Annotated in this window: 21 protein-coding genes, 2 tRNA genes and 1 pseudogene; 15 read left to right on the forward strand and 9 right to left on the reverse strand. The window is 67.6% G+C overall.

The features are described from left to right. The first annotated feature begins 66 nt into the window (after window positions 1-66). The 7 genes and pseudogenes from AC3ENQ_RS12705 to AC3ENQ_RS12735 form a co-directional block, all read left to right on the forward strand. Window positions 67-858 (forward strand): hypothetical protein, encoded by a 792-nt coding sequence (locus AC3ENQ_RS12705; RefSeq protein ID WP_431805115.1) that lies wholly within the window; start codon window positions 67-69, stop codon window positions 856-858. Beyond that, complete coding sequence (locus AC3ENQ_RS12710) at window positions 855-2,336, forward strand: TraC family protein (RefSeq protein WP_108871795.1); 1,482 nt, start codon at window positions 855-857, stop codon at window positions 2,334-2,336. Before AC3ENQ_RS12705 ends, AC3ENQ_RS12710 begins: the two co-directional genes overlap by 4 nt. Window positions 2,337-2,414: 78 nt before the next feature. Then, complete coding sequence (locus AC3ENQ_RS12715; protein ID WP_197709440.1) at window positions 2,415-2,915, forward strand: hypothetical protein; 501 nt, start codon at window positions 2,415-2,417, stop codon at window positions 2,913-2,915. A gap of 29 nt (window positions 2,916-2,944) precedes the next feature. Next, window positions 2,945-4,696 (forward strand): type IV secretory system conjugative DNA transfer family protein, encoded by a 1,752-nt coding sequence (locus AC3ENQ_RS12720; protein WP_431805177.1) that lies wholly within the window; start codon window positions 2,945-2,947, stop codon window positions 4,694-4,696. A gap of 93 nt (window positions 4,697-4,789) precedes the next feature. Further along, window positions 4,790-5,269, forward strand: a complete 480-nt coding sequence (locus AC3ENQ_RS12725) for a single-stranded DNA-binding protein (protein WP_431805116.1) — start codon at window positions 4,790-4,792, stop codon at window positions 5,267-5,269. A gap of 15 nt (window positions 5,270-5,284) precedes the next feature. Further along, a complete protein-coding gene (locus AC3ENQ_RS12730) occupies window positions 5,285-5,890 on the forward strand; it encodes a hypothetical protein (RefSeq protein WP_431805117.1) in 606 nt (201 codons plus the stop codon). 372 nt (window positions 5,891-6,262) lie between these two features. Then, a pseudogene (locus AC3ENQ_RS12735) lies at window positions 6,263-7,381 on the forward strand (recombinase family protein); the annotation flags it as partial. A 589-nt stretch (window positions 7,382-7,970) separates the two neighbouring features. Here the strand turns inward: AC3ENQ_RS12735 and AC3ENQ_RS12740 are convergent. The 9 genes from AC3ENQ_RS12740 to dnaA all read right to left on the reverse strand — a co-directional run bounded on the left by AC3ENQ_RS12740 (window position 7,971) and on the right by dnaA (window position 18,414). Next, window positions 7,971-8,043, reverse strand: a tRNA-Ala gene (locus AC3ENQ_RS12740). Window positions 8,044-8,067: 24 nt separating this feature from the next. Beyond that, window positions 8,068-8,144 (reverse strand) — tRNA-Ile (locus AC3ENQ_RS12745). 72 nt (window positions 8,145-8,216) lie between these two features. Further along, window positions 8,217-8,618 carry a DUF3566 domain-containing protein gene (locus tag AC3ENQ_RS12750; protein WP_431805118.1) on the reverse strand — a complete coding sequence of 134 codons (402 nt, stop codon included), beginning with the start codon at window positions 8,616-8,618 and terminating at the stop codon, window positions 8,217-8,219. Continuing rightward, complete coding sequence (gyrA, locus tag AC3ENQ_RS12755) at window positions 8,615-11,218, reverse strand: DNA gyrase subunit A (RefSeq protein ID WP_431805119.1); 2,604 nt, start codon at window positions 11,216-11,218, stop codon at window positions 8,615-8,617. The genes AC3ENQ_RS12750 and gyrA overlap by 4 nt, the downstream gene beginning before the upstream one ends. A gap of 146 nt (window positions 11,219-11,364) precedes the next feature. Beyond that, window positions 11,365-13,428: a DNA topoisomerase (ATP-hydrolyzing) subunit B gene (gyrB, locus tag AC3ENQ_RS12760; RefSeq protein WP_431805120.1), complete on the reverse strand. Its 2,064-nt coding sequence runs from the start codon at window positions 13,426-13,428 to the stop codon at window positions 11,365-11,367. Window positions 13,429-13,562: 134 nt separating this feature from the next. Then, the gene (locus tag AC3ENQ_RS12765; protein ID WP_431805121.1) at window positions 13,563-14,048 is read right to left on the reverse strand and encodes a DciA family protein; all 486 of its coding nucleotides are present in this window, start codon (window positions 14,046-14,048) and stop codon (window positions 13,563-13,565) included. After that, complete coding sequence (gene recF, locus AC3ENQ_RS12770; protein ID WP_431805122.1) at window positions 14,045-15,301, reverse strand: DNA replication/repair protein RecF; 1,257 nt, start codon at window positions 15,299-15,301, stop codon at window positions 14,045-14,047. Before recF ends, AC3ENQ_RS12765 begins: the two co-directional genes overlap by 4 nt. 41 nt (window positions 15,302-15,342) lie before the next feature. Then, window positions 15,343-16,485: a DNA polymerase III subunit beta gene (gene dnaN / locus AC3ENQ_RS12775; RefSeq protein WP_431805123.1), complete on the reverse strand. Its 1,143-nt coding sequence runs from the start codon at window positions 16,483-16,485 to the stop codon at window positions 15,343-15,345. A gap of 504 nt (window positions 16,486-16,989) precedes the next feature. Next, window positions 16,990-18,414, reverse strand: coding sequence for a chromosomal replication initiator protein DnaA (gene dnaA / locus AC3ENQ_RS12780; RefSeq protein WP_431805124.1), 1,425 nt, complete (start codon window positions 18,412-18,414; stop codon window positions 16,990-16,992). Window positions 18,415-18,749: 335 nt separating this feature from the next. Here dnaA and rpmH point away from each other — a divergent pair, with 335 nt between their 5' ends. The 8 genes from rpmH to AC3ENQ_RS12820 all read left to right on the forward strand — a co-directional run bounded on the left by rpmH (window position 18,750) and on the right by AC3ENQ_RS12820 (window position 24,829). Beyond that, entirely contained in the window at window positions 18,750-18,887 is a 138-nt protein-coding gene (gene rpmH, locus AC3ENQ_RS12785) for a 50S ribosomal protein L34 (RefSeq protein ID WP_005054680.1), read from the forward strand. Window positions 18,888-18,897: 10 nt separating this feature from the next. Next, window positions 18,898-19,248, forward strand: a complete 351-nt coding sequence (gene rnpA / locus AC3ENQ_RS12790) for a ribonuclease P protein component (protein WP_431805125.1) — start codon at window positions 18,898-18,900, stop codon at window positions 19,246-19,248. 11 nt (window positions 19,249-19,259) lie between these two features. Next, window positions 19,260-19,628, forward strand: a complete 369-nt coding sequence (gene yidD / locus AC3ENQ_RS12795) for a membrane protein insertion efficiency factor YidD (RefSeq protein ID WP_431805178.1) — start codon at window positions 19,260-19,262, stop codon at window positions 19,626-19,628. Between the two features lie 3 nt (window positions 19,629-19,631). Beyond that, window positions 19,632-20,741, forward strand: a complete 1,110-nt coding sequence (yidC, locus tag AC3ENQ_RS12800; RefSeq protein ID WP_431805126.1) for a membrane protein insertase YidC — start codon at window positions 19,632-19,634, stop codon at window positions 20,739-20,741. A gap of 14 nt (window positions 20,742-20,755) precedes the next feature. Next, a complete protein-coding gene (locus AC3ENQ_RS12805; RefSeq protein ID WP_431805127.1) occupies window positions 20,756-21,286 on the forward strand; it encodes a Jag family protein in 531 nt (176 codons plus the stop codon). A 42-nt stretch (window positions 21,287-21,328) separates the two neighbouring features. Beyond that, window positions 21,329-21,952: a 16S rRNA (guanine(527)-N(7))-methyltransferase RsmG gene (gene rsmG / locus AC3ENQ_RS12810; RefSeq protein ID WP_431805128.1), complete on the forward strand. Its 624-nt coding sequence runs from the start codon at window positions 21,329-21,331 to the stop codon at window positions 21,950-21,952. Between the two features lie 868 nt (window positions 21,953-22,820). Further along, a complete protein-coding gene (locus AC3ENQ_RS12815; protein ID WP_431805179.1) occupies window positions 22,821-23,756 on the forward strand; it encodes a ParA family protein in 936 nt (311 codons plus the stop codon). After that, window positions 23,756-24,829 (forward strand): ParB/RepB/Spo0J family partition protein, encoded by a 1,074-nt coding sequence (locus tag AC3ENQ_RS12820; protein WP_431805129.1) that lies wholly within the window; start codon window positions 23,756-23,758, stop codon window positions 24,827-24,829. The genes AC3ENQ_RS12815 and AC3ENQ_RS12820 overlap by 1 nt, the downstream gene beginning before the upstream one ends.

Here is a 24,829-nt window from a genome sequence, read left to right on the forward strand (position 1 = left end):
CCCCCCCCCCCCCCCCCCCCCCCCCCCCCCCCCGCTGCCGCGCCCGCCGAACCCTGAGGAGCTGTCATGCCGACATTCACCGATCCCCAAGCGGATGCCCGCGAAGCCGCTGAGGCCTTGCGCGGGCTTGCGCACGCCACGATCACCATCGAAGATCCGCGCGTCATGTATGAGGTCATGGGGAACCTGCTGGCCAGCACCCGGTACCTGGCGCAAGTCACCGATCAGCTCGCCCAGAACCATCACCGCAGTGCGGCACGGGCGACGACCGATCACGGCGATCCGATCGCCGCACGAACTCTCCTCAGCGACACGATCGACGCGCTGCGCACCGCGTCCGCCCACATGGATCAAGCCGAAGTCTCCCTCGACCAGGCATCCGGGAAGGCGGGGCAGATCGCCTGGAAGCCCGACGATCCGCAGCACCGGTGGGTCAGCATCGTGTTCCTCCAAGGCGAGGACGCCGACCCCGTGATCGAGATCATCGACCGGCAGGGCACCGACGCCGCGATCGAATACCTCGCCGCCTGGGATCACGGCGAGGAGACGGTCAGCGATGCGATGGAGAACGGGTACGTCTACGACACCGCCCCGCACAGCGCCGCCGACCGGCTCGCCACCTCCGGCGACTACGCCCTCACTTACAGCTCCGCCCTGGGCTACGTCGGGCTGTCCCGCCGCATCGACGCCCCCAACCCCGACCCCGAGGCTCCAGCCTCCAGCAACATGGCATCGCCCGCACCGGAAGCCGAGCTGCAGAGAGGGCGGCATCGCCGGCCGGCACGGTCGGAAGCGTCGTCGTGGTTCCGGCCGGACGCGATCGACGAGGTCGCCGAGAACCGGGGGCTGTTCCGGTGAGCGGCGACCGCGAGAAGCTGCACTCCGCCGTCCTCGTCGCCCCCGCCAAGGAACGCCGCCGACTCCGCAAGCAGCGCCGGCAGGCCGCCGCGGAGCTCGTCGCCGAACAGCGCACCCGCGAACGGGCCGAGGCCAGAGCGAAGCGGGAGCGCGAGCGGGCCGAGCGGCGCGCGACCCGGTATCTGCCCGCAGCCGGCGAGCCCGGCCCCGCCACCTTGCGCACGCCGGGCCGGTTTCGCCTCCCGAAGCATCAGGACACCAGCGCGATGCTCGCCGGGGCGTATCCATTCCTCGCCGAAGGCGGCTTCGGCTCCCAGGGCGTGTTCATCGGCCAGGACCTCTACTCCGGCGGGTCATTCGTCTACGACCCGTGGGTGCTGTATGCGAACGGGGTCATCACCGCCCCGAACATCGTGGTCGCCGGCATCGTCGGCTCAGGCAAGTCGAGCCTCGCGAAAAGCCTCTACACCCGCTCGCTCGGATTCGGGCGCCGCGTCTACATCCCCGGTGACCCCAAAGGCGAACACACCGCCGTGGCGGAGGCCGTCGGGGGCCGGGCGATCAAGCTCGGCCACGGCCTGCCCTCCCGCCTGAACCCCCTCGATGAGGGATACCGGCCCGCCGGGATGAGCGACGAACAATGGACAGCCACCGTCGTCTCCCGGCGACGCGACCTGATCGGGGCGCTCACGGAGACCGTGCTGGCGCGCCCCATGTCGCCGTTGGAGCACACCGCGATCGACACCGCCCTGGCCGCGACCATGCGGGCCAACTCGGTGCCGATCCTGCCGATGATCGTCGACCACCTCCTCGACCCCGAAGGCGACGAGGACGGCAGACTTCAGGAGGACGGGAGGATGGTCGGACATGCCCTGCGCCGCCTGGTCGCCGGTGACCTGGCCGGCCTGTTCGACGGCCCCTCGACGGAGGTGTTCGATCCGTCGCTGCCGATGATCTCCCTCGACCTGTCCCAGGTCACCGAGAACTCCACCCTCATCAGCGCGCTCATGACCTGCTCGTCGGCGTGGATGGAAGCCGCCCTCCTCGACCCCGCCGGCGGGCAACGCTGGTGCATCTACGACGAAGCCTGGCGCCTCATGTCCCAACCGGCCCTGCTGAGGCGGATGGACGCGCACTGGCGCCTCGCGCGGGCGTATGGGATCGCGAACGCGATGATCTTCCACAAAGTCTCCGACCTCGACAACGTCGGCGACCAAGGCTCAGCCATGCGCGGCCTCGCCAACAGCCTGCTCGCGAACGCGGAGACGCGGATCATCTACCGGCAAGAATCCGACCAGCTCGGCCCCACCTCCGCCGCGCTCGGGCTGACCGGCACCGAACAGGCCCTGCTGCCCACCCTCGGGGTCGGGCAAGGGCTGTGGAAGATCAAGGGCTCCTCCTACGTCGTCCAACACCAGCTACACCCCGCCGAAAACCGACTCTTCGACACAAGCTCGCGAGCAGCAGCGCGCAGCTAGGAACACCAGGAGGGGCGGGTGCACCTGGCGGGCATGAGACACGCACACACCCCTGCCGATTCAACCAGTCCCGCACCGGTGTCGGTGCCGCATCTCGTGCTCGACGTACACGAGGACGGCACCCTCACCGCGACCCTCGACCACCACCCGGTCGCCGCGCCGGAGGATGTGGGGGCGTGGCGGCGGGCGATGTTCGCGCAGATCATCGATCACGTCACCGACGATCGGGCGATCCCGGTGCGCGTCACCGTGCACGAGGTGGACGGCAGCTCCTTCACCGATATCCTCCCCGCCGTCAAACGCCCCACCCCGAAGCGCGACACGGACTCGGAGCCGGAGCCGGTGAAAAGGCCGGGCCGGCGTCGTCGCGGGGCCGGTCCCATCGAGGTCGACGGCGGTGACGGGTTCATCTCCGGCGAAGACATCGCCGTCGCCCTCATCGTCGCCCACACCGACGCGACCCCCGATGGGCGGGCCGGCGCCCTCCTCGACCCCCAGGTCATCGCCGCGGCGAAGGCGGCGGAGGTGGTGCTGGTCGGGCGCGTCTCGGGCACGATCGCCGTCCGGGGCCTGCCGTGACCGGCGCGCAGGGCCGCCCCGGCCAGCCGATGGGTGATGAGCTCACCAACCTCCTGCTCATCGCGATCGGAGGGCTGCTCGGGGTCGCCTTCGTGCTCCGCGCCGCGGGCAGTGTCGCCGCGTTCGTCACCGGCACACCTCAGCCGACCGCCGGGGCGACCGGCGGGGTCGCGGTGTTCTTCCACCCGGCCGATCCGGGCGGGCAGCTCGGCGCCACCGGCCTGAACCCGGTCGTCTACTGGATCACCGCCGCCTTCATGCTCACCATCCTGACCGTGGCGGGGTTCTGGGCCTGGACCATGATCCACCGGTTGACTCGGCAGAACGCCGCCGATCCGCACCGGCAGGAAGGCACTGCCACCGGTCACGAGGTCGCCAAGGCCGCGTCGGCGAAGGCGCTCATGCGGCGGGCCGGCACCCTGCGCCCCAGCCTGGAGAACCCCGGGCCGGGCGATGTCGGGTATCGGCTCGGGATCGCGCATCGGCACGAGGTGTGGGCGAGCGTGGAGGACTCGATCCTGTTGATTGGGCCGCCCCGTTCCGGCAAGGGCCTGCACCTGATCATCCCGGCGATCCTCGACGCGCCCGGCGCCGTCGTCACCACGAGCACCCGGCCGGATAACGTCACCGCCTGCCTCCGGGCAAGAAGGCGTATTGGCCCGGTGGCGGTGTTTGACCCCCAGCGTCTCGCCCAGGGCCTGCCGGCGGGGATGCGGTGGTCACCGATCCGGGGCTGCGAGTCTCCGCAGACCGCGATGATCCGCGCCGCCGGCCTGGCGTCTGCCACCGGCTTGTCCGCGGGCGGGGTCGAAGGCGGCGACTTCTGGGAGGGCAAGACGAAAGCCGCGCTGCAGGCGCTGCTGCACGCTGCCGCCCTCGACGGCCGATCACCGTCTGAGCTGTTCCGGTGGACTCTCGACCCCACCAGCGCGGCGGATGCGGTCGCGATCCTCACCAACCACCGGCAGGCCGCGACCGGGTGGGCGGACTCTCTGGCGTCAATGATCGATGCCGACTCGCGCACAAGGGATTCGATCTGGCAGGGCGTCAGCCTCTCTCTCGCGGCGCTGGCTGATCCGCGGGTGCTCGATGCGGTCTCACCCGGTGAGGGTGAGGAGTTCGATCCCGAGGCGTTCATCCGTGAGCGCGGCACCCTTTTCCTCCTTGCCACCGGCGCCGGCGCCGGGAACAGCGCGGCACTCGTGGCTGCGCTGGTCGAGGACGTGGTGGAGACGGCCCGTCGCATGGCCGCCCGCTCGACGGGTGCCCGGTTGGACCCGCCGCTGCTGTTGTGTCTGGATGAGATCGGGAACCTGGCACCTCTTCCCAGCCTTCCGACGTTGATGGCCGAAGGCGGGGGCACCGGCATCACCACCCTCGCGGTGCTCCAGTCTCTCGCGCAGGCGCGGGACAAGTGGAACGAGCACCAGGCCGGCGCGATCTGGGATGCGTCCATCGTGAAGATCATCCTCGGCGGCGCCTCCAACAGCCGCGACCTCCAGGACCTCTCCACACTGATCGGGGAACGCGACGAGCTCACCGACACCACCACCGTCGGTGACCACGGCTCCCGCTCCAACCAGCGCAGCGTGCGGCGGGTCGCGATCCTGCCGCCCGATCACATCCGGCGCCTGCCGTTCGGCACCGCGGTGACCCTGCTGCGGTCGGCACCGCCAATCATCACCGACCTGCGGGCGTGGCCCGCCCGCCCCGATGGCAAACAGATCCAGTCGGATCGAGCCGAGGTCGAACGGCTCCTGCACGGCGCCCACCGCGAGTAGACGACGCGGGCGTACCGGGGTGGTCGAGTGCACCTGCCTGCCACGAGCAGCCCCGACGACGAGCGGGCGGCATGAGCAGAGCAGGAGCACACGATGAGCGATCAGCAGCCAGACGTCGACCCGGAGATCGGTCAGGCCTTCTACGGGTTCGTCGCCTCCGAACCGCAGCTGACCTGGCACGACGGCAAGCCGCGCCTGTACGTCAAGGCCGGGCAGGAGCATTACGAGTACGGCCCGGACGGGTCGCGCACCAAGCTGCCGACCACCTTCCACGATGTCGTCGCGTTCCGCGGCGCCGCGAAGAGTGGTGGCGAGATGCTGTCGAAGCAGGACTGGTTTCTTGCGCACGGCCGTCTCGAAACCAGCACGAACCCGAACACCGGGGTGGAGAGCAAGGAGTTCATCGCCAACCGGTTCGGTCCCGACGCCGCCCGGATGAACATCGAGATCGGCACCCCGCGCCGACTGTCGCAGATGGAGTCCCCGAACCGGCAGCAGCCGCAGCGGCAGGGCGGGTTCGAGCCGCCCGAGCAGGAACAGCCCGCCCGCGAGCAGCCCGCACGGGCCCTGTGAACGGAGGCGGACGCGATGAACGACACCACCACCCCGCCCGACCTCCCCGAACCGGAAGAGTGGGAGGACGAGGACTTCGGTCCGACAGGCCCCGACGATGATGTGCCGGGGCCGCCGCGGCCAGTGAACTGGAACCTGCTGCTCGCGCACGACCTGGAGCAGGAATGGCTCGCCCTGAACCGTTGGGTCGAGTGGGTCAGGCGAGAGTACGCGCTGCCCGCATCGGTGATCCCGCCGTTGTGGCACCGGCATCCGGCGCTGAAGTGGGAGCTGTCCGCGCTGCACCTGCACTGGCTGGCCGCGTACGACCCGGAACAGGACGCCTCGGCCGCGATCGGGTGGCACCGCGACTTCGCCGCCGCCCGGCAGCGGCTTCGCGACTGGGTCGCCGCCTCCGGCACCCGCCTGGATCGCGACCGCCCCGACCGGCAGACCGCCTGGCCCGGCGAGCCCCCGGCACCGCCGGTCGAAGACATCCCGATCACGAACCGGCGCGAGGACTTCGTGGCCTTCGTGATCGAACAGGTCGCCCGCCGCAAAGCCGCCGAGGACGCCTTCTTCGCCCGCCTCGACGACGCCGACATCGACCCCGACATGGGTGCCGATTCCGAAGGCGGGTGAGCGGTGATGGTGCGGAACTATCAGCGCAAGACTCAACGCCCATCATCGGACCGGCGGCTGCGGGTCACGTTCACGAGGCGGGAGCAGATCGACACCGAGAAGATCGCCGAAGTCCTCATCCGCGTCGCCCTGCGCGAGGCCGGCACCGGCAGCCCGGTCGGTCAGGCCGGAGACCAGCTCCGGGCGCTGCTGGCCAGCAAACGGTAGAATCCCTGTTGTACGTCCATCCAGGGCGCTACCGGCTAACCCAATCTGTTGCCCGAACCCGTCGCGGTTCGGCAGGCCTTCCCATCTGTGTCGTGACCGCCAGTCGACGCCCGCACCCAACCCCGCTGTCGGGGCTGGGTGAGAGCCCGAAAGGCAGTCACGACCATGACGCTCATCGACCTCCCCGCCGGCCTCGACCTCCCCGCCGGCCTCGACCTCCCCGCCGGCCTCGACCTCGGCGCACTGCGCACCCTCGCCGCCGGCCCGAAACACTCCCACGAGGCGACGACCCTTCCTGATGGGAAAGTGCCCGCGATCTCGTACCTGCGGGTCTCCACCAAGGACCAGGCCACCCGCAACGGTCTCGAAGAAGGCCTCTCCATCCCCGCACAGCGCGACGCCGCGCAGCGCAAGGCCGACCAATTGAACGCCATCATCGTCGCGGAGTTCATCGAGCCCGGCGAGTCCGGGAAGACCGCGCGCCGCAAAGCGCTCCAGGAGATGCTGGACTACCTCGCCGAGCACCCCGTCCGGTACTGCATCATCAACAAGGTCGACCGCATCGCCCGTAACCGGCTCGATGACGCGATCATCCACGCCACCCTCCGCCAGGCCGGGGTCACGCTCGTGTCCGTCATGGAGAACATCGACGAGACCCCCTCGGGGATGCTGATGCACGGCATCATGGCCTCCATCGCCGAATTCTACTCCCTGAACCTCGCCCAGGAGGTCACCAAGGGGCTCGTGCAGAAAGCCACGATCGGCGGCACCCCGCACCGGGCCCCCATCGGCTACCTCAACATCCGCACCACCGATGCGAACGGGCGCGAAGTCCGCGAGGTGCGGCTCGATCCCGACCGGGCCGAGCTGATCCGGTTCGCGTTCACCGCCTACGCCACCGGGGACTGGTCGCTGTCGAAGCTCGCCCGCGAGCTGGAGACCCGCGGCCTCACCACGAGGCCGACGCCGTCGTTCCCCGCCAAGCCGGTCACCACGACCGCGCTGCACAAGATCCTCACCAACCCCTACTACCAGGGCATCGTCACCTTCCGCGACGTCACCTACCCCGGCACGCACGATCCGCTCGTAACACCGGAGACGTTCGAGCAGGTGCAGACGATCCTCCAGCAGAACCACGTCGTCGGCGACAAGCCGCAGAAGTACGACCACTACCTCAAAGGCTCGATCTACTGCGGCTGCGGGAAGAAGCTCATGTTCGAGCGGCCCCGCAACCACCAGGGCGTCGCCTACGACTACTTCACCTGCACCGGCCGCCGGTTCAAGCGCAACGACTGCCAGCGCACCGCCATCCTCACCCACCGCGTCGAGCAGGCCATCGAGACCGGCTACCAGGGCATCTCCCTCAGCCCTGAGGAGGCAGCACAGATCCAGGGCGTGCTCGGACAGGTGTTCGACGCCCTCTCCGAATCCACCAGCGACGAGAAGAAACTCCTCGCCGGGCAGAAGGCCAAGCTCGAAGCCGAACAGGTCAAGCTCCTCCAAGCCCACTACGCCGACGCGATCCCCCTCGACCTGCTCAAGACCGAGCAAGACCGCATCCGCGCGAGCCTGCAAGCGATCACCGGTCGGCTCGACACGTTGGAAACCACTTACGACAAAGCGAAGGTCGGACTCGACGCAATCCTCGGGCTCCTCACCGACATCGGCGACGTCTACGCCAAGGCCGAACCCGCCGAGCGGCGGATGCTCAACCGGGCGCTGTTCGACCGCATCACCATCGATGACGAGGACGAGGCCACCCTCCAGCCGACCGAAGCGATCCAGACCATCCTGGCCACCACTCTCAGGCCACACAACGAAAGAACCTTGCCCCGCGATCACGCGGGGCAAGGTTCGAACATTCAACTTTGGGTGGAGCCTAGGAGATTCGAACTCCTGACATCCTGCTTGCAAAGCAGGCGCTCTACCAACTGAGCTAAGGCCCCGTGAGGGGAATGTCTGTGGGGAGATGGTGGGGCTACCAGGACTTGAACCTGGGACCTCTTCATTATCAGTGAAGCGCTCTAACCGCCTGAGCTATAGCCCCGTCTGGAGGCCGGCGTCTCCGCCGTCAACCTCCAAGACTTTACCCGATGATCCAGATATCCAGAAATCCGGGTCAGTTCGAAGTGAAGCCGACGAGGAGTCCGCCGGTGACCTTGACCATCAGGTTGTAAATGCCGGCGACGACGGCACCGAGCACCGTGACGACGACGAGGTTCAGCAGCGCGACGACCGCCGCGAACGCCATCACCTGCGAGAGGCCGATGTAGTCGCTCAGTTTGAAGTTGTCGTCGAACGCGGTGAACAGCTCATCGAGCTGGCTGATCATGCCGGTCGTCTGGATGACCATGAACACCAGGAACGACGCCACGATCGTGACGATCGCGAGCGCGACCGCCGCGAGGAAGGACAGCTTCACCGCCGACCAGAAGTCGATGTACACGAGGCGCAGGCGCACCTGCTTCGCGCTGGTCTTGCTCGATGACTTTTTGGCCAGCTTGTCGGCTACCGTGCTCATGCGTCGGTGTCACTCTCTTCGGGGCTCGCAGGCTCAGTGTTGTCTGCGGTGTCGTCTGCGGCGGCGGGGGTGGTGGCCGGCTCGTCGGTGTCCGGAGCCTGTCCCAGGGTGCGCTCTCCGTTCCGGGCGATCGCAAGGATGCGATCGTCGTCATCGGGGCGGGCGAACACGACACCCATGGTGTCGCGACCCTTCGCCGGGACCTCGGCCACGGCAGAGCGTACCACCTTGCCGCTGGCAAGAACCACCAAGACCTCGTCGTCCTCGGAGACCATCAGACCCCCCGCGAGATCCCCTCGATCCTCGCTCAGTTTGGCCACCTTGATGCCCAGTCCGCCACGGCCCTGCAGGCGGTATTCGCCGACGCGCGTGCGCTTGGCGTACCCGCCCTCGGTGACGACGAAGACGTACGCGTCGTCCTTCGCGACGGATGCCGACAGCAGCGAATCGCCCTCGCGGAAGCTCATCCCCTTGACGCCCTCGGTCGCACGGCCCATCGGGCGCAGCGACTCGTCGGTCGCGGTGAAGCGCAGCGACATGCCGTGCTTGGAGATGAGGAGGATGTCGTCGGAGTTGTCGACGAGCAGGGCACTGACGAGCTCGTCGCCGCCCTCCTCGTCATCCTGCCCACGCAGGCGGATCGCGATGATGCCGCCCTGACGGTTCGTGTCGTACTCGCTCAGGTAGGTCTTCTTGATCTTCCCGTCGCGTGTGGCGAGGACGAGGTGGGTCGCCGCCTTGTAGTCGCGGATGTCGAGGATCTGCGCGATCTCCTCGCCGGGCTGCAGGGCGAGGAGGTTCGCGACGTGCTGACCCTTGGCATCCCGCCCCGCCTCCGGCAGCTCGTACGCCTTCGCGCGGTAGACACGACCCTTCGTCGTGAAGAAGAGGAGCCAGTGGTGGGTCGTCGTGACGAAGAAGTGCTCGACGACGTCATCCGCGCGCAGCTGCGCACCCTTGACGCCCTTGCCGCCGCGGTGCTGCGAGCGGTAGTTGTCGCTGCGCGTGCGCTTGATGTAGCCGGCGCGGGTAACGGTGACGACGACCTCCTCCTCGGGGATGAGGTCTTCCATCGACATGTCGCCGTCGAAGCCGTGCAGGATGTGCGTGCGGCGCTCGTCGCCGAAGCGGTCGACGATGCCGGTGAGCTCGTCGGAGATGATCGTGCGCTGGCGCGCGGGATCGGCGAGGATCGCCTGGTACTCGGCGATCTGCCGCTCGAGCTCGGCGAGCTTGTCGATGATCTTCTGACGCTCCAGCGCAGCGAGCCGGCGCAGCTGCATGGAGAGGATCGCGTCGGCCTGAACCTCGTCGACGCCCAGCAGCTCAATGAGGCCCTGGCGAGCGGCGTCCACGTCGGGCGAACGTCGGATGAGTGCGATGACCTCGTCGAGGGCGTCGAGCGCCAGCGCGTAGCCGCGCTGGATGTGTGCGTCTTCCTCCGCCTTGCGCAGGCGATACTGCGTGCGCCGGACGATGACCTCGATCTGGTGTTCGATCCAGTACGCGATGAAGCCGTCGAGCGCGAGCGTGCGCGGCACGCCGTCGACGATCGCGAGCATGTTCGCGCCGAAGTTCTCCTGCAGCTGCGTGTGCTTGTACAGGTTGTTGAGGACGACCTTCGCGACGGCATCCCGCTTCAGAACGATCACGAGACGCTGGCCGGTGCGGTCGCTCGTCTCGTCGCGGATATCGGCGATGCCCGAGAGCTTGCCGTCACGCGCGAGGTCGCGGATCTTCGCGGCGACGTTGTCGGGGTTCACCTGGTAGGGGAGCTCGGTGACGACGAGGCACGTGCGGCCGTGGATCTCCTCGACGTTCACGACGGCGCGCATCGTGATCGAGCCGCGGCCGGTGCGCTGCGCCTCGCGGATGCCCTTGGTGCCGAGGATCTGCGCGCCGGTGGGGAAGTCGGGGCCCTGGATGCGCGCCATGAGCGCGTCGAGCAGCTCATCGCGTGTCGCATCGGGGTGCTCGAGCGCCCACAGTGCGCCGTCGGCAACCTCGCGCAGGTTGTGCGGCGGGATGTTCGTCGCCATGCCGACGGCGATACCCACCGAGCCGTTGACGAGGAGGTTCGGGAACCGAGCGGGGAGCACCGTCGGCTCCTGCGTGCGCCCGTCGTAGTTGTCCTCGAAGTCGACGGTGTCCTCGTCGATGTCGCGGACCATCTCCATCGCGAGCTGCGCCATCTTGGTCTCGGTGTACCGGGAAGCCGCGGCGCCCATGTTCCCGGGAGTGCCGAAGTTGCCCTGGCCCTCAGCCAGCGGGTACCGGAGCGACCACGGCTGCACGAGACGAACGAGCGCGTCGTAGATCGCCGAGTCGCCGTGCGGGTGGAACTGGCCCATGACGTCGCCGACGATGCGCGCGCACTTCGAGAACGCCTTGTCGGGGCGGTATCCGCCGTCGTACATGCCGTAGATGACACGGCGGTGCACGGGCTTGAGTCCGTCGCGGACGTCGGGGAGCGCGCGGCCCACGATGACGCTCATCGCGTAGTCGAGGTAGCTGCGCTGCATCTCGACCTGCAGGTCGACCTGGTCGATGTTGCCGTGGTTGTACCCGGCGTTCGGGTCGGGGCGTTCTTCGTCAGTCATGGTGTGCTTTCGTCTGCGTCTGCGTTCAGGAGGCTCCGGAACGCTGATCTGAGGGCAAGAGCGGGGGCCCCGCCGCTTCGCGGCACCCCGATTGCCCTCAGATCAGCATTCCTCCGCCTCTCGCGATCGATGTTCTGGTCGTCGTCTCAGATGTCCAGAAAGCGGACGTCCTTGGCGTTGCGCTGGATGAACCCGCGCCGCGACTCGACGTCCTCTCCCATGAGGATCGAGAAGATCTCGTCGGCCGCGGCCGCGTCGTCGATCGTCACCTGACGGAGGGTGCGGGTGTCGGGGTCCATGGTCGTCTCCCACAGCTCCTTGGCGTTCATCTCGCCGAGGCCCTTGTAGCGCTGGACGCCGTTCTCCTTCGGGATGCGCTTGCCCTCGGCGGCGCCCTCGACGAGCAGCGCGTCGCGCTCGCGGTCGCTGTAGACGTACTCGTGCGGCGCGTTCGTCCACTTGAGGCGGTACAGCGGCGGCATCGCGAGGTACACGTAGCCCGCTTCGATGAGTCCGCGCATGTAACGGAACAGCAGCGTCAGCAGCAGCGTCGTGATGTGCTGACCGTCGACATCGGCATCCGCCATCAGGACGATCTTGTGATAGCGCGCCTTCTCGACGTCGAAGTCCTCGCCGATTCCCGTGCCGAACGCGGAGATCATCGCCTGGATCTCGGCGTTGCCGAGGGCGCGGTCGAGGCGCGCCTTCTCGACGTTCAGGATCTTGCCGCGCAGCGACAGGATCGCCTGACGCTCGGGGTCGCGGCCCGAGACGGCCGAGCCGCCGGCCGAGTCGCCCTCGACGAGGAAGATCTCGGAGATCGACGGATCCTTGCTCGTGCAGTCCTTGAGTTTCTCCGGCATGGATGCCGACTCGAAGACGCTCTTGCGGCGCGCGGTCTCGCGGGCCTTGCGGGCGGCCATGCGGGCAGTCGCGGCGTCGATCGCCTTCATGATGACGCGCTTGGCCTGCACCGGGTTGCGGTCGAGCCAGTCGGTGAGCTGGTCGCCGACGATCTTCTGGACGAACGCCTTCGCCTCGGTGTTGCCGAGCTTCGTCTTCGTCTGACCCTCGAACTGCGGCTCGGAGAGCTTGATCGAGATGACCGCGGTGAGTCCCTCGCGGATGTCGTCTCCGGTGAGGTTGTCGTCCTTCTCCTTGAGGAGGCCCTTCTCGCGCGCGTACTTGTTGATGTACGTCGTCATCGCGGCGCGGAAGCCCTCTTCGTGGGTGCCGCCCTCGTGCGTGTTGATCGTGTTGGCGAACGTGAAGACGTTCTCGGTGTAGCTCGTCGTCCACTGCATCGCCATCTCGAGCGAGATGTGGCGGACGGTGTCTTCGGCTTCGACCTCGATGATCTCCTCGTTGACCACCTCGGTCTTGCGCACCTTGTTGAGGTACTCGACATAATCGACGAGACCGCGCTCGTAGAGGAACTCGTCGTGCGGCTGGCGCTCCTCGGGCGTGCCGTCCTCGAGGTCGACCACGTAGCGCGAGGCGGGGCGCTCGTCGCGCAGCGAGATGCGGAGTCCCTTGTTGAGGAACGCCTGCTGCTGGAAGCGGGTGCGGAGCGTGTCGTAGTCGAACTCGATCGACTCGAAGATTCCGGCATCCGGCCAGAAGGTGACCGTCGTGCCGGTCTCCTCGCTCGTCTCGCCCTGGGCGAGCGGGGCCTCCGGCTTGCCGCCATCGCTGAAGGACTGCCGCCAGACGTAGCCCTGACGCTTGATCTCGACCTCGAACCGGGTGGAGAGAGCGTTCACGACCGACGATCCGACGCCGTGGAGACCACCCGAGACGGCGTACCCGCCGCCGCCGAACTTGCCGCCGGCGTGGAGGACGGTGAGGACGACCTCGACGGTCGACTTCGTCGGGTCGGACGCGTGCGGATCGACGGGGATGCCGCGGCCGTAGTCGACGACCCGGAGGCCACCGTCTTCGAGGATCGTGACCTCGATCGCGTCGTTGTACCCTGCGAGGGCCTCGTCGACGGCGTTGTCGACGATCTCGTAGACGAGGTGATGCAGACCGCGCTCACCGGTGGAGCCGATGTACATGCCGGGACGCTTGCGGACCGCCTCGAGGCCTTCGAGCACCTGGATGGCGTCGGCCCCGTACTCGTTCTCGACCTTCTTCGGACTCTGATGGTGAACCGCGGGGGTGTCCGTGGGTTCGCCGTCGGGAACGCTGTCGGGGGTATCGGACGTCATAGGCTTCGAGCGCTCCTGAATCACATCTGGTCGAGAAACCGGTCGTCTGTCATTCTATCGTGCTTCACGCCGCGAAAGCCCGCTGAACGCCCCTGTGGCGCGATGAAATCACCTGGGATGCCGACGGACCTGCCTTATCCGTAGGTATCGCGCGGGCCGCGCCCTGGAACGGCTCTGGGGCCCCATTTCCAGGAGGGGACGTCGGGGCCGACGAAGCGGACGTTCTGCACACCGGCGTCGGGGAACCGTCGCATGAGCTGCGTGACGATCTCGGCGCGCATGAGCTGCAGGTTCTTCGCCCACGCGGTCGAGTCGCATTGCACGGTCAGGATGCCGTCGGCCAGCGCGACCGGATTCGCGTGCCGCGCCGTCTCGGCGCCGGTCACCTCCTCCCACTGGAGGACCAGGTCCTCACGGGCCAACTGCGGATCCCAGCCGGACTGACGGGTGAGATCGGAAAGGATGTCGCCGACCCCCTTCGGGTCGCGACCGGGGGCGAAGGGCTGCTTGTCGTCGTCGTCCGCCTGCCGCTTGCGCTTCCGTCGCGCGGCACGGGGCGAGGGCTCCAGTCCGCGCAGGCGCAGGTAGGTGGCGATCGTCTCGGGAACGCTGTCGGTCACCGTTCCACCACCTCCGGCTCCTCATCCCGCTCCTGAGTCGGGTCCGTGACGATCCTGCCGGCGACGACGCGCACCGTGCGCGCGCGGAGCGCGGGCGGCACATCCTCTTCGACGGCCGCGGTGACGACGACCTGCTCATAGCCCTCGACGAGGGCCGCGAGCCGGGCGCGACGGTCGGCGTCGAGCTCGGCGAAGACGTCGTCGAGGATCAGCACCGGGTCTCCGAGCTGCGACTGCGCGCGCAGGAGCTCGGCCGAGGCCAGGCGTAGCGACAGCGCGACCGACCACGACTCGCCGTGCGACGCGTAGCCCTTCACCGGAAGCCCACGCACGCGCAGGACGAGATCGTCGCGATGCGGACCGACGAGCGTCACGCCCCGGTCGAGCTCGGCGGAACGCCGCGCCGCGAGCGCCGCACGGAACTGCCGCTGGATCTCCTCCGCGCCGCCCGCTTCCCCGCGCTGATCCCCCGCACCGCCCGCACCCCCGCGCTGATCGAGTGCCCGCGGCGCGGCCGTGGGTGTATCGAGATCACCCTCGTCCTCCGGGTCGTGCCCCGAGATCGAGAGCGACCATTCGAGCTCCGGCCGGTGGTCGGCGCCGGCGATCTGCGCGTAGGCATCCGCCACGGGGCCCGCAAGATCCTCTGCCAGGGCGAGCCGGGCACGGATCACCTCGGTGCCGAGCTGGACGAGCTTGTCGTCCCAGACGTCGAGGGTCGAGAGCCCTTCGCCGCGGATGCCGCGGGCGCGCGCCGACTTCAACAGCGCGGTGCGCTGCTTGAGCACACGGTCGTAGTCGCCGAGGACCCCCGCCATGCGCGGTGCACGCTGGATGAGCAGCTGATCGGCGAACCGGCGGCGCGCGGACGGGTCGGCGCGGACGATCTGGAGGTCTTCGGGAGCGAACAGGACGACCTGCGCGTAGCGGGGGAGCTCCGCAGTCTTCACCGGCGACCCGTTCACCCGCGCCTTGTTGCTGCCGGATCGGTTGAGCTGGGCCTCGAGCAGCACGCGCCGCTCGCCGTAGCCGAGGCGCATGCGGACGATCGCGGCGTCCGCGCCGTCGCGCACCATCGGGGCATCCTGCGACACGCGGTGCGAGCCGAGGGTCGCGAAGTAGCCGATCGCTTCGGCGAGGTTGGTCTTTCCCTGTCCGTTCCGGCCGACGAAGACGTTCGCGCCCGCGCCGAGGGTCACGTCGGCGGCCGCATAATTGCGGAAGTCGACGAGACTCAGCTGCTCCACGATCACCCGAACAGCCTAGTTCGGGGGTGCGACGCGGGCAGTGCCGGTCAGCGCAGGAGGAGGTTCGGCTGCAGCAGGTACTTGAAGCTCTCGGGCGTGCCCGAGGTCTGCGGCGTGATGAGCACGGGGCTCAGCTTGTTGGCGTTGTCGCTCGAGGTGAACGTGATGCGCGTGAACTCGCTCTTGACCGCGCCGAGCGCCTCGAGCAGGTACTGCGGGTTGAGGCCGAGGGTGACCTCTTCGCCGGCGAGGGTCGCGTCGACCGACTCCGAGGCGCGCGCCTGCTCGGTGCCGGCGGCGTCCATCGAGACGCCCTCTTCGGTGAAGGTGAAGCGCAGCGGCGCCGATCGGTCGAGCACGAGCGACACGCGGCGGACCGCTTCGGCGAGTTCGGCCGTGTTGACGACGGCGTAGTGGTCGGTCTGCTCGGGGAACAGGCGCCGCACGGGCGGGAAGTTCCCCTTGATGAGCAGCGAGGTGACGGTCTTGTTGCCCGAGGTGAACGCGATGATCTCGCGGTCGCCCGAACCCGAGAACGCGATCTGGATGTCGCCGGAGTGCGCGAAGGTCTTCCCGACTTCGGTGAGCGTTCGCGCCGGGACCAGGGCGGTCGTCGACTCGTCGTCGGCGACGCCGCCGCCATCCCAGGCGACATCGCGCAGGGCGACGCGGTAGCGGTCAGTGGCGACGAGGCTGAGCGAGGTCCCCGCGACTTCGAGCTGCACACCGGTGAGCACAGGAGTGACGTCGTCGCGCGATGCGGCGAAGGCGACCTGTGAGATCGCGGTCGCGAACTCGTCGGCGGGAACGAGGCCCGACTCGCCGGAGACCTCGGGGATGGCGGGATATTCCTGTACCGGCATCGAGGCGAGCGTGAAACGCGCCGACCCGCAGGTGAGCACGATGCCGTCGTCTTCGCCGACCTCGATCTGGATCGGTGCGTTCGGAAGCCGGCTCGCGATCTCGGACAGGAGGCGCCCGTGCACGAGGATCGTGCCGGGTTCGTCGACCGTCGCCTCGATCGTCGTCCGCGCGGATGCCTCGTAGTCGAACGCGGCGAGCGAGAGTCCCTCATCGGATGCCTCGATCAGCACACCGGCCAGGATCGGCTGGGGGTTCCGCTGCGGCAGGAGCTTGACGACGAACGACACGGCCTCGCTGAAGACATCGCGATTCACGTGGAACTTCACTGGCGCTCCCTTGATGGACTCTGGGTCACTCGAACGTGGCGTTCGGAGGACCGAAGCGTTCCCATGCTAGTGCCCACGTCGTCGAACTTCGCTGACCCGATGTCGCCGGGAGCCGCACGGGCCGCGTCGCCGGGTCCCCGCTCACATGGTGATCGAATCGGTTTCCCATTGATGAATCTCTGTCATGGTGTTAACAGCTGTGGAAAGTGTGGATAACCCGGCCGATCCCGCTCGTGGAGCGGAAACCACACGTGTGTAAGTTGTGGGCGAGCTGCGGATGCCTGTGTTCATGCGGCTTCTCGGCGCAGGCGCTTCGGCATCCGTCATCCACAAGGACCCGCGATCCGCCCACAGGCATCCCGGGATGACGACAAGTTATCCACAGGCTCTCCACACTGTGGGAAACGCGCATGATGAGACCTGGGACGGTTCCCTGTCAAGTGCGGCGGGGATCCCGCGCGTGTCAGCGCCGCCTCAGCGACCGTTTGCTCGGGGGCGGTCGCCTCAGCGACCGACGCGACCGAGGAGGGTCGTGATCTCCGAGACCTGGTTGTAGATCGAGCGGCGTTCCTTCATCAGTTCGGCGATCTTCTTGCACGCGTACATGACGGTGGTGTGGTCGCGGTTGCCGAAGAGCTGACCGATCTTGGGCAGCGAGAGGTTCGTCCGCTCGCGGCAGAGGTACATCGCGATCTGTCGTGCCGTGGCGATCGACTGCGACCGGCTCGAGCCGTAGAGGTCATCGACGGAGAGTCGGAAATACTGCGCCGTGGCCGCGATGATGTCGGTCGGCATGATGACGTTCGCCTCATCGGTGTCGACGATGTCGCGCAGCACCGTCTGGGCGAGCGAGATGTCGAGGGTCGATCGGTTGAGGCTCGCGAACGCGGAGACGCGGATGAGCGCACCCTCGAGCTCACGGATGTTGCTCGACACCTTCGTCGCGATGTACTCGAGCACGTCGTCGGGCACGAGGAGCCGCTCGGACTGCGCCTTCTTCCGGAGGATCGCGATGCGCGTCTCGAGGTCGGGCGCCTGCACATCGGTGATGAGGCCCCACTCGAACCGGCTGCGCATGCGGTCTTCGAAGCCGGTGAGGTGCCGGGGAGGTACATCACTCGTGATGACGACCTGCTTGTCGTGATCGTGCAGCGTGTTGAAGGTGTGGAAGAAGGCCTCCTGCGTCTCGGCTTTGCCCTGCAGAAACTGGATGTCGTCGATCATGAGGATGTCGACGTCGCGGTAGCGCGCCTGGAACGCGGAGCCGCGGTTGTTCGCGATCGAGTTGATGAAGTCGTTCGTGAACTCTTCGCTCGAGACATAACGGACGCGGATGCCGGAGTACAGGCTGAGGGCGTAATCGCCGATCGCGTGGAGCAGGTGGGTCTTGCCGAGGCCCGAGTCGCCGTAGATGAACAGTGGGTTGTACGCCTTCGCCGGAGCCTCCGCGACCGCGACGGCCGCCGCATGCGCGAAACGGTTCGACTGGCCGATGACGAAGTTGTCGAACGAGTACTTCGGGTTCAGTCGGGTGTCGCTGCGCGAGTCGGTCCGGATGGCCGCCGGCTCGTCGTCGATCGGCGGGCGAGGGATCGACGGGGCGATCAGCGGCGCCGTCGACTGAACCGGGATTGGGGCGGTGAGGTGCGCGTCGGCGAGTTCGTGATTGACGACCACGCGGAACGCGGTCGCTGCAGGCTCGGCATCCACTCGGCTGAGCGCCTCGAGGATCGGCGCACGCAGCCGCTTGTTGAGCTGCGCCGCGGTCAGGTCGTTCGGCACATCGAGGTAGAGCGTGCCACCCATGACGCCCTGGGCGACGGCGAGGTTCAGAAAGCCCTGCATCTGGGGCGTGACGCGCTCGTCGCCATCGAGCTGCTCCAGCACGGCGGTCCAGACCGGGACATCCGGAACATCGTGCTGTGACATGAGCCCCCCAGGCTGTGGTTCGTGGGTGAAGAATGCGTTTCGTGCGAGCGGGCGAGGGGGATCGACGCTGATTCCCGAGCCTGTGGATAACTACCCGAGCCACGGTAGCCAGCGAGGCCGTCGGGTGCAAAATCCACTGTAGTTCCGGCCCGCGTGTCGTCACCAGACGTCATCCACAGGCAGTGGATAATGCCTGTTCCGCACGGCTCGGTTTGAGTTTCGGCGGCACTCGACGTACCCTAAATCGGTTGACTTATGCCCACACGGGCTGTCCCCTGTACCTGTGTCCCCGGTCTTAGAGCGTTCGGGTGACCCGCCGATCCGGAGTGATCCACATGAGCAAGCGCACGTTCCAGCCCAACAACCGCCGCCGCGCCAAGAAGCACGGCTTCCGTGCCCGCATGCGTACGCGTGCCGGTCGGTCGATCCTGTCGGCGCGCCGCGCCAAGGGTCGCACCGAGCTCTCGGCCTGACGCGACCGAAGTGCTGGCGCGCGGGAATCGCATCACCCGCGGGGCGGAGTACAAAGCCGTCGTCCGTAGGGGCACTCGGTGCGCCGGTCCGCACACCGTCACCTACGTCGTCGCGACGCCCGAAGACCGCCCGGCGCGGTTCGGCTTCATCGTGAGCAAGCAGGTGGGAACCGCCGTGACCCGCAACACCGTTCGCCGCCGGCTCAAGGCCGTCTGCGCCGAGGTCCTTCCCCAGGTGAACCCTGGCGCGGAGGTCGTCATCCGGGCACTGCCCTCCGCGGCATCCGCCGATTTCGCCGCTCTCCGCGCCGATGTCACCCGCTGCCTGACACGCTCTTTCACACCGCGGGCCGCCGCGTGAGCGTCACGACCCTGCCCTCCTACTCCCTGGGGACCGGATCGCTCTCGGCGTCCGGGGTCCTCGGCTCTGTGCCGCTGCTCCCCCGGAACGCCGGACTGGCTCTTCTCCACACGTACCGCGCGACGATCTCGCACCTCTATGGCGACGTCTGCAAGTACTACCCGTCCTGCTCCGCCTACGCCGTCGGCGCCGTGCAGCAGCACGGGCTGGTCAAGGGCAGCGCTCTGACGGCACGTCGGCTCGCGCGCTGTCACCCGTGGGCGCGGGGCGGCATCGACGACGTTCCGCCGCACCGGGACTTCCGTCACGATCTGACCCGGCACGGGTTCGTCGTGCCATCCACAGACGGCACCCACGCTGTGCCGCCGAGAAAGGACTGATCCGTGCTGGATCTGCTGTATCGCTTCGCGGCGACACCCACCCCGGTGGTGCCGACGCCGACGACGCCCGCCCCCGCGCAGGGTCTCGACTTCTTCAGCGCCATCATGTGGCCGTTCAAGTGGGTCGTCGAGGCGATCCTCGTGTTCTGGCACTGGATCTTCACGTCGCTCGGGCTCGCTCCCGACGCGGGCCTGACCTGGGTGCTGTCGGTCATCGGTCTGGTCGTCGTCGTTCGTTCGGCACTCATCCCCCTCTTCGTTCGGCAGATCAAGAGCCAGCGCAAGATGATGGAAATTGCTCCTGAACTGCGAAAAGTTCAGGAGAAGTACCGCGGTAAGAAGGATCAGCTCTCTCGTGAGGCGATGAGCCGCGAGACGATGGCGCTGTATAAGAAGCACGGCACGACACCCGTGTCGAGCTGTCTGCCGCTGCTTGTGCAGATGCCGATCCTCCTCGGCATGTTCTACACGCTCAGCGATGTGAAGAAGCACGCCGAGTGGGGTGTGGGCGGTGTCGGACTGCTCAACAAGGAACTGACGTGGCAGTTCTACGAAGCGAAGCTCTTCGGCGTCGCGCCGCTGCACGTCAACATGATCGAGGCGATCAACACCAACCAGACCGCCACGGTGATCATCCTGATCATCCTCGTGATCCTCATGATCGCGTCGCAGTTCATCACGCAGCTGCAGATCATCTCGAAGAACCTGTCGCCCGAGGCCAAGACCGGCCAGGCGTACCAGATGCAGAAGATCATGCTGTATGTCCTGCCGCTGGCGTTCATCTTCTCGGGCGTCTTCTTCCCGCTCGGTGTCGTCATCTACTGGTTCACCTCCAACATCTGGACGATGGTGCAGCAGTTCCTGGTCATCCGAAACCTGCCCACCCCGGGTTCGGACGCGGCGAAGGCTCGTGAGGAGCGCCTCGCACGCAAGGGCAAGGCCGTGGATGCCTCGGGCAAGGTCGTGCCGCTGGAGAAGTACCAGGCCGAACAGCAGCGTCTGTATGAAGAGGCGCAGAAGGCCAAGGAGCAGGCGCCCAAGCGGCAGCAGCCGGTGAGCAAGCAGCGTGCGAAGAAGCAGGCCCAGAAGAACAAGCCGAACACCGAATCGTGACAGGTGAGACGAGAATGACGAACACGACGGATGACGTGACGACCGAGCGCGCCGATAGCGCACCGTCTGCTCGCGAGGGCGCGACGGTCGAGCAGCTCGAGCAGGAGGGCGACATCGCCGCCGACTACCTCGAGGGCCTGCTCGACATCGCCGATATCGACGGCGACCTCGAACTCGACGTCCGCGGCGGACGGGCGTACGTCTCGGTGGAGAATGAGGATGCCGACGCGCTGCGCCTGCTCTCGGATCCCGACACGGTCCAGGCCCTGCAGGAGCTGACCCGGATCGCCGTGCAGGCACAGACCGGACGGTTCTCGCGACTGATCCTCGATGTGGGCGGGTCGCGCGATGCGCGTCAGCGTCAGCTCGAGAAGCTCGTCGACCGCGCCGTGGCGCGTCTGGACGATGGGGCGTTCCAGGCATCCCTGCCGGCGATGTCGAGCTACGAGCGCAAGCTGGTGCACGACATCGTGGCCGATCGCGGACTCACGTCCGAGTCGTACGGCGAAGGCGCGGATCGCCACACGGTCATCCGCCGGGGCTGAACTCCGCGAGTGCGGTGTCTCACGTGAAACACAGTGGACGTGATGGTCGAGAGTGAGCCCGCCGAGGCATCGGTCGTCTTCGGTGACCGCCTCGAGCTGGCGCGCTCGTTCACGCAAGCGCTCGGGGCGCAGGGTGAGGAACGGGGGCTCATCGGGCCTCTCGAGCCTCCGCGGCTGTGGACGCGGCATGTATTGAACTCCGCCGTCACGGCTCCCCTGTTTCCGGCAGGTGCGCGGGCGGGTGACATCGGGTCGGGTGCCGGCTTACCGGGACTGGTGCTGGCGATCGCTCGCCCGGACGTCCAGTGGGTCCTGATCGAGCCGATGGAGCGCCGAGTCGCGTGGCTGCACGAGCAGAAGGATGCCTTGGGCCTCGACAACGTTGAGATCGTGCGCGGTCGAGGCGAGGAATGGACGCAGGGGCGCGTCCTCGATGCGGTGACGGCGCGGGCGGTGAGCGCGCTGAGGACGCTGATTCCGGTGACCGCGCCGCTGGTGCGCCCGGGTGGCGAGCTGATCCTCCTCAAGGGCGCGAACGCCGAGAATGAGATCGGTGCGGCCGAGAAGGCCATCCGCAAGTTCAAGCTGGCCGACGTGCGCGTGGAGACGGTCGGCGAAGGCGTGATCTCCGAGCCCACCCGCGTGATCCGCGCGACCGTGCGCTGACCCCACTCGCTCCCCGGAGACCGCGCCCCTCGGTGGTTGAGCAGCGGGCGCAACCCGCGTGTCGAGACCACGTGTCGTTTCACGTGAAACATCGACTGCGAGTGATCTCGATACACTGCGGAGTGCGCGGCACTCGATCACCGGCGTCGCCTCGTGCCGCAACGTTTCAGCGGTTGAGTAGGGGGCGTAGCCCCGCGTCGAGCCCACGTGCCGTTTCACGTGAAACATCCAGTCCGGGGTGATCGCGGCACGCCGCGGGCCGCGCGGCACTCGGTCACCGGTGGCGTGGATCGGTGGCTGAGTAGCGGGGAGGTCCCGCATGTCGAAACCACTTCGCAAGAATCGGCTTCTTCCACAACCCACTCGATCACGCCGTTGTTTACGGATGGTGCACACGAGCATCTCGTCCGGTTACACGACGTCGGCGAGGGCGCTGAATGCACGAAAAGACGTCGGCCCGTAAAGCTCGTCGAGTTCGAGGACTTCCCGAACGTTGGGGAGGCCTTCGCGCGCGAGAAGCAGGTGCAGGGATGCGGACGAATGAAGCGGCGAGCGTTGATCGAATACGCGGGACCGAGCTCCCTTGGGCGCGGATCTTGTGTTTCACGTGAAACACAAGACCTTGCGGGTGTGACTCGACACACCGCGCTAAGCGCGGTACTCGGTCAGAGAGAGGGTGGGAGATGCCGTGGTGGAAGGAGTTGAATCTTGCAAGCGACCCCAGCGTTTCACGTGAAACACCAAGCCGAGCCGCTCACTGAACCAGTGTCGTGTTTCACGTGAAACGCGGGACGGCCGCCGTGGTGGCGTCGGGCGTCAGAGGCCTCGACTACAGTGGAAAGGTCCCCCGGAAAGACAGGAGTGCATGGTGCCGGAATCGGAGAACGCGACCACTTCCGCACCCTTCTCCATCGATGACAGCCCCATCGCACGCGAACTGGCTGACCTCACGTCGCGCCGCAAGGCGTTGGATGCCGTGTCGCTGGATTTCGACGGGACGAGCACGCGTGTCCTTACGATTTCGAACCAGAAGGGCGGCGTTGGCAAGACCACGACGACCGTCAACGTCGCCGCCGCGCTCGCCTCGCTGGGCGCTCGCGTCCTGGTGATCGACCTCGACCCGCAGGGCAACGCCTCCACCGCGCTCGGCGTCCCCCACACCGCGGACACCCCGAGTGTCTACGACGTCCTCATCGACGAGTTCCCTCTCGCCGACATCATCCAGACCAGCCCGGAATCGCCCAACCTCCTGTGCGCGCCGAGCACCATCCACCTCGCCGGCGCCGAGATCGAACTCGTTTCGCAGGTCGCCCGTGAACACCGCCTGCGCACAGCCCTCGAGGAGTACCTCGCGGCATCCGACGACCATCTCGACTTCGTGCTGATCGACTGCCCGCCCTCACTCGGGCTACTCACGATCAACGCGTTCACCGCGGCGGGCGAGCTGATGATCCCGATCCAGTGCGAGTACTACGCGCTGGAGGGCCTCAGCCAGCTGCTCGGCAGCATCCGGATGATCCAGAAGCACTTGAACCCCACGCTGCACCTGTCGACGATCCTGCTGACGATGTACGACGGCCGCACGCGCCTCGCCCAGCAGGTCGCCGAGGAGGTCCGCAATCACTTCCCCAACGAAGTGATGCGCACCGTCATCCCGCGCACCGTGCGTGTCTCAGAGGCACCGAGCTTCGGGCAGACGGTCATCGCGTACGACCCGCAGTCCGTCGGCGCGATCTCGTACCGCGAAGCCGCCGTCGAACTGGTGCAGCGCGAGCAGGCGAAGTCCAAGCAAGAGGAGAACTGATGGCGAAGCGAACGGGTCTGGGTCGGGGGATCGGCGCACTCATCCCGACGACCGAGAGTGCGGAGGCGCGCCCTGTCGACGTGTTCTTCCCCGGCACGTCCGCGAGAGCGGCGAAAGCTGCGAAGGAGGCCGACGCCGCCACAAAGGCGGAGGCCGTCGCTCCGACGGAAACCGTCACGCCCGATGACGCGGGGACGGCGGATGCCGAGGCCACGGCTGAGCCGGCGGCTCCGACTCCCGACGCGCAGACCCAGCTCGTCGCTGTGCCGGGCGCACGCCTGGTCCACATCGACCCCAACGAAATCGTCCCGAACCCGCGCCAGCCGCGCACGAACTTCGACGCCGACGAGCTCGCCGAGCTCGTGCACAGCGTGCGCGAGTTCGGTGTCCTCCAGCCGGTCGTCGTCCGCACCAACGAGGACGGCGCCTACGAGCTCATCATGGGGGAGCGCCGTACCCGCGCGTCGCGCGAAGCCGGCCTCACATCGATCCCCGCGATCGTCCGCGACACGGCCGACGAAGACCTCCTGCGCGACGCGCTGCTCGAGAACCTGCACCGCTCCGAGCTGAACCCCCTCGAAGAGGCCTCGGCCTACCTGCAGCTGCTCGAGGACTTCGGCATCACGCAGGAGCAGCTCGCGACGCGCATCGGTCGCTCGCGGCCCCAGATCAGCAACACCATCCGGCTGCTCAAACTGCCGGTCCCGGTGCAGCAGCGCGTCGCCGCGGGCGTGCTCAGCGCCGGTCACGCGCGGGCGATCCTCTCGCTCGACGACGAGAAGGCGATGCAGCGCCTCGCCGACAAGATCGTCAACGAGGATCTCTCCGTCCGCGCTGCCGAAGCGGCGGCGAAGTCGTCGGATGCCGGGAGCCGCACGACCGTCGCCCCGAAGGCCGGCGCGCGTCGGGCACATCTCGACGATGTCGCGGAGCGTCTCGGTGACCGCCTCAACACCAAGGTCAAGATCTCGCTCACCGCGAGAAAAGGCCAGATCAACATCGATTTCGCCACGATCCAGGATCTCAACCGCATTCTTGGTGAACTCGGCGAGACGGAGTACGGCGCGGTCTGA

The sequence above is a fragment of the Microbacterium sp. bgisy203 genome (genome assembly GCF_057706945.1).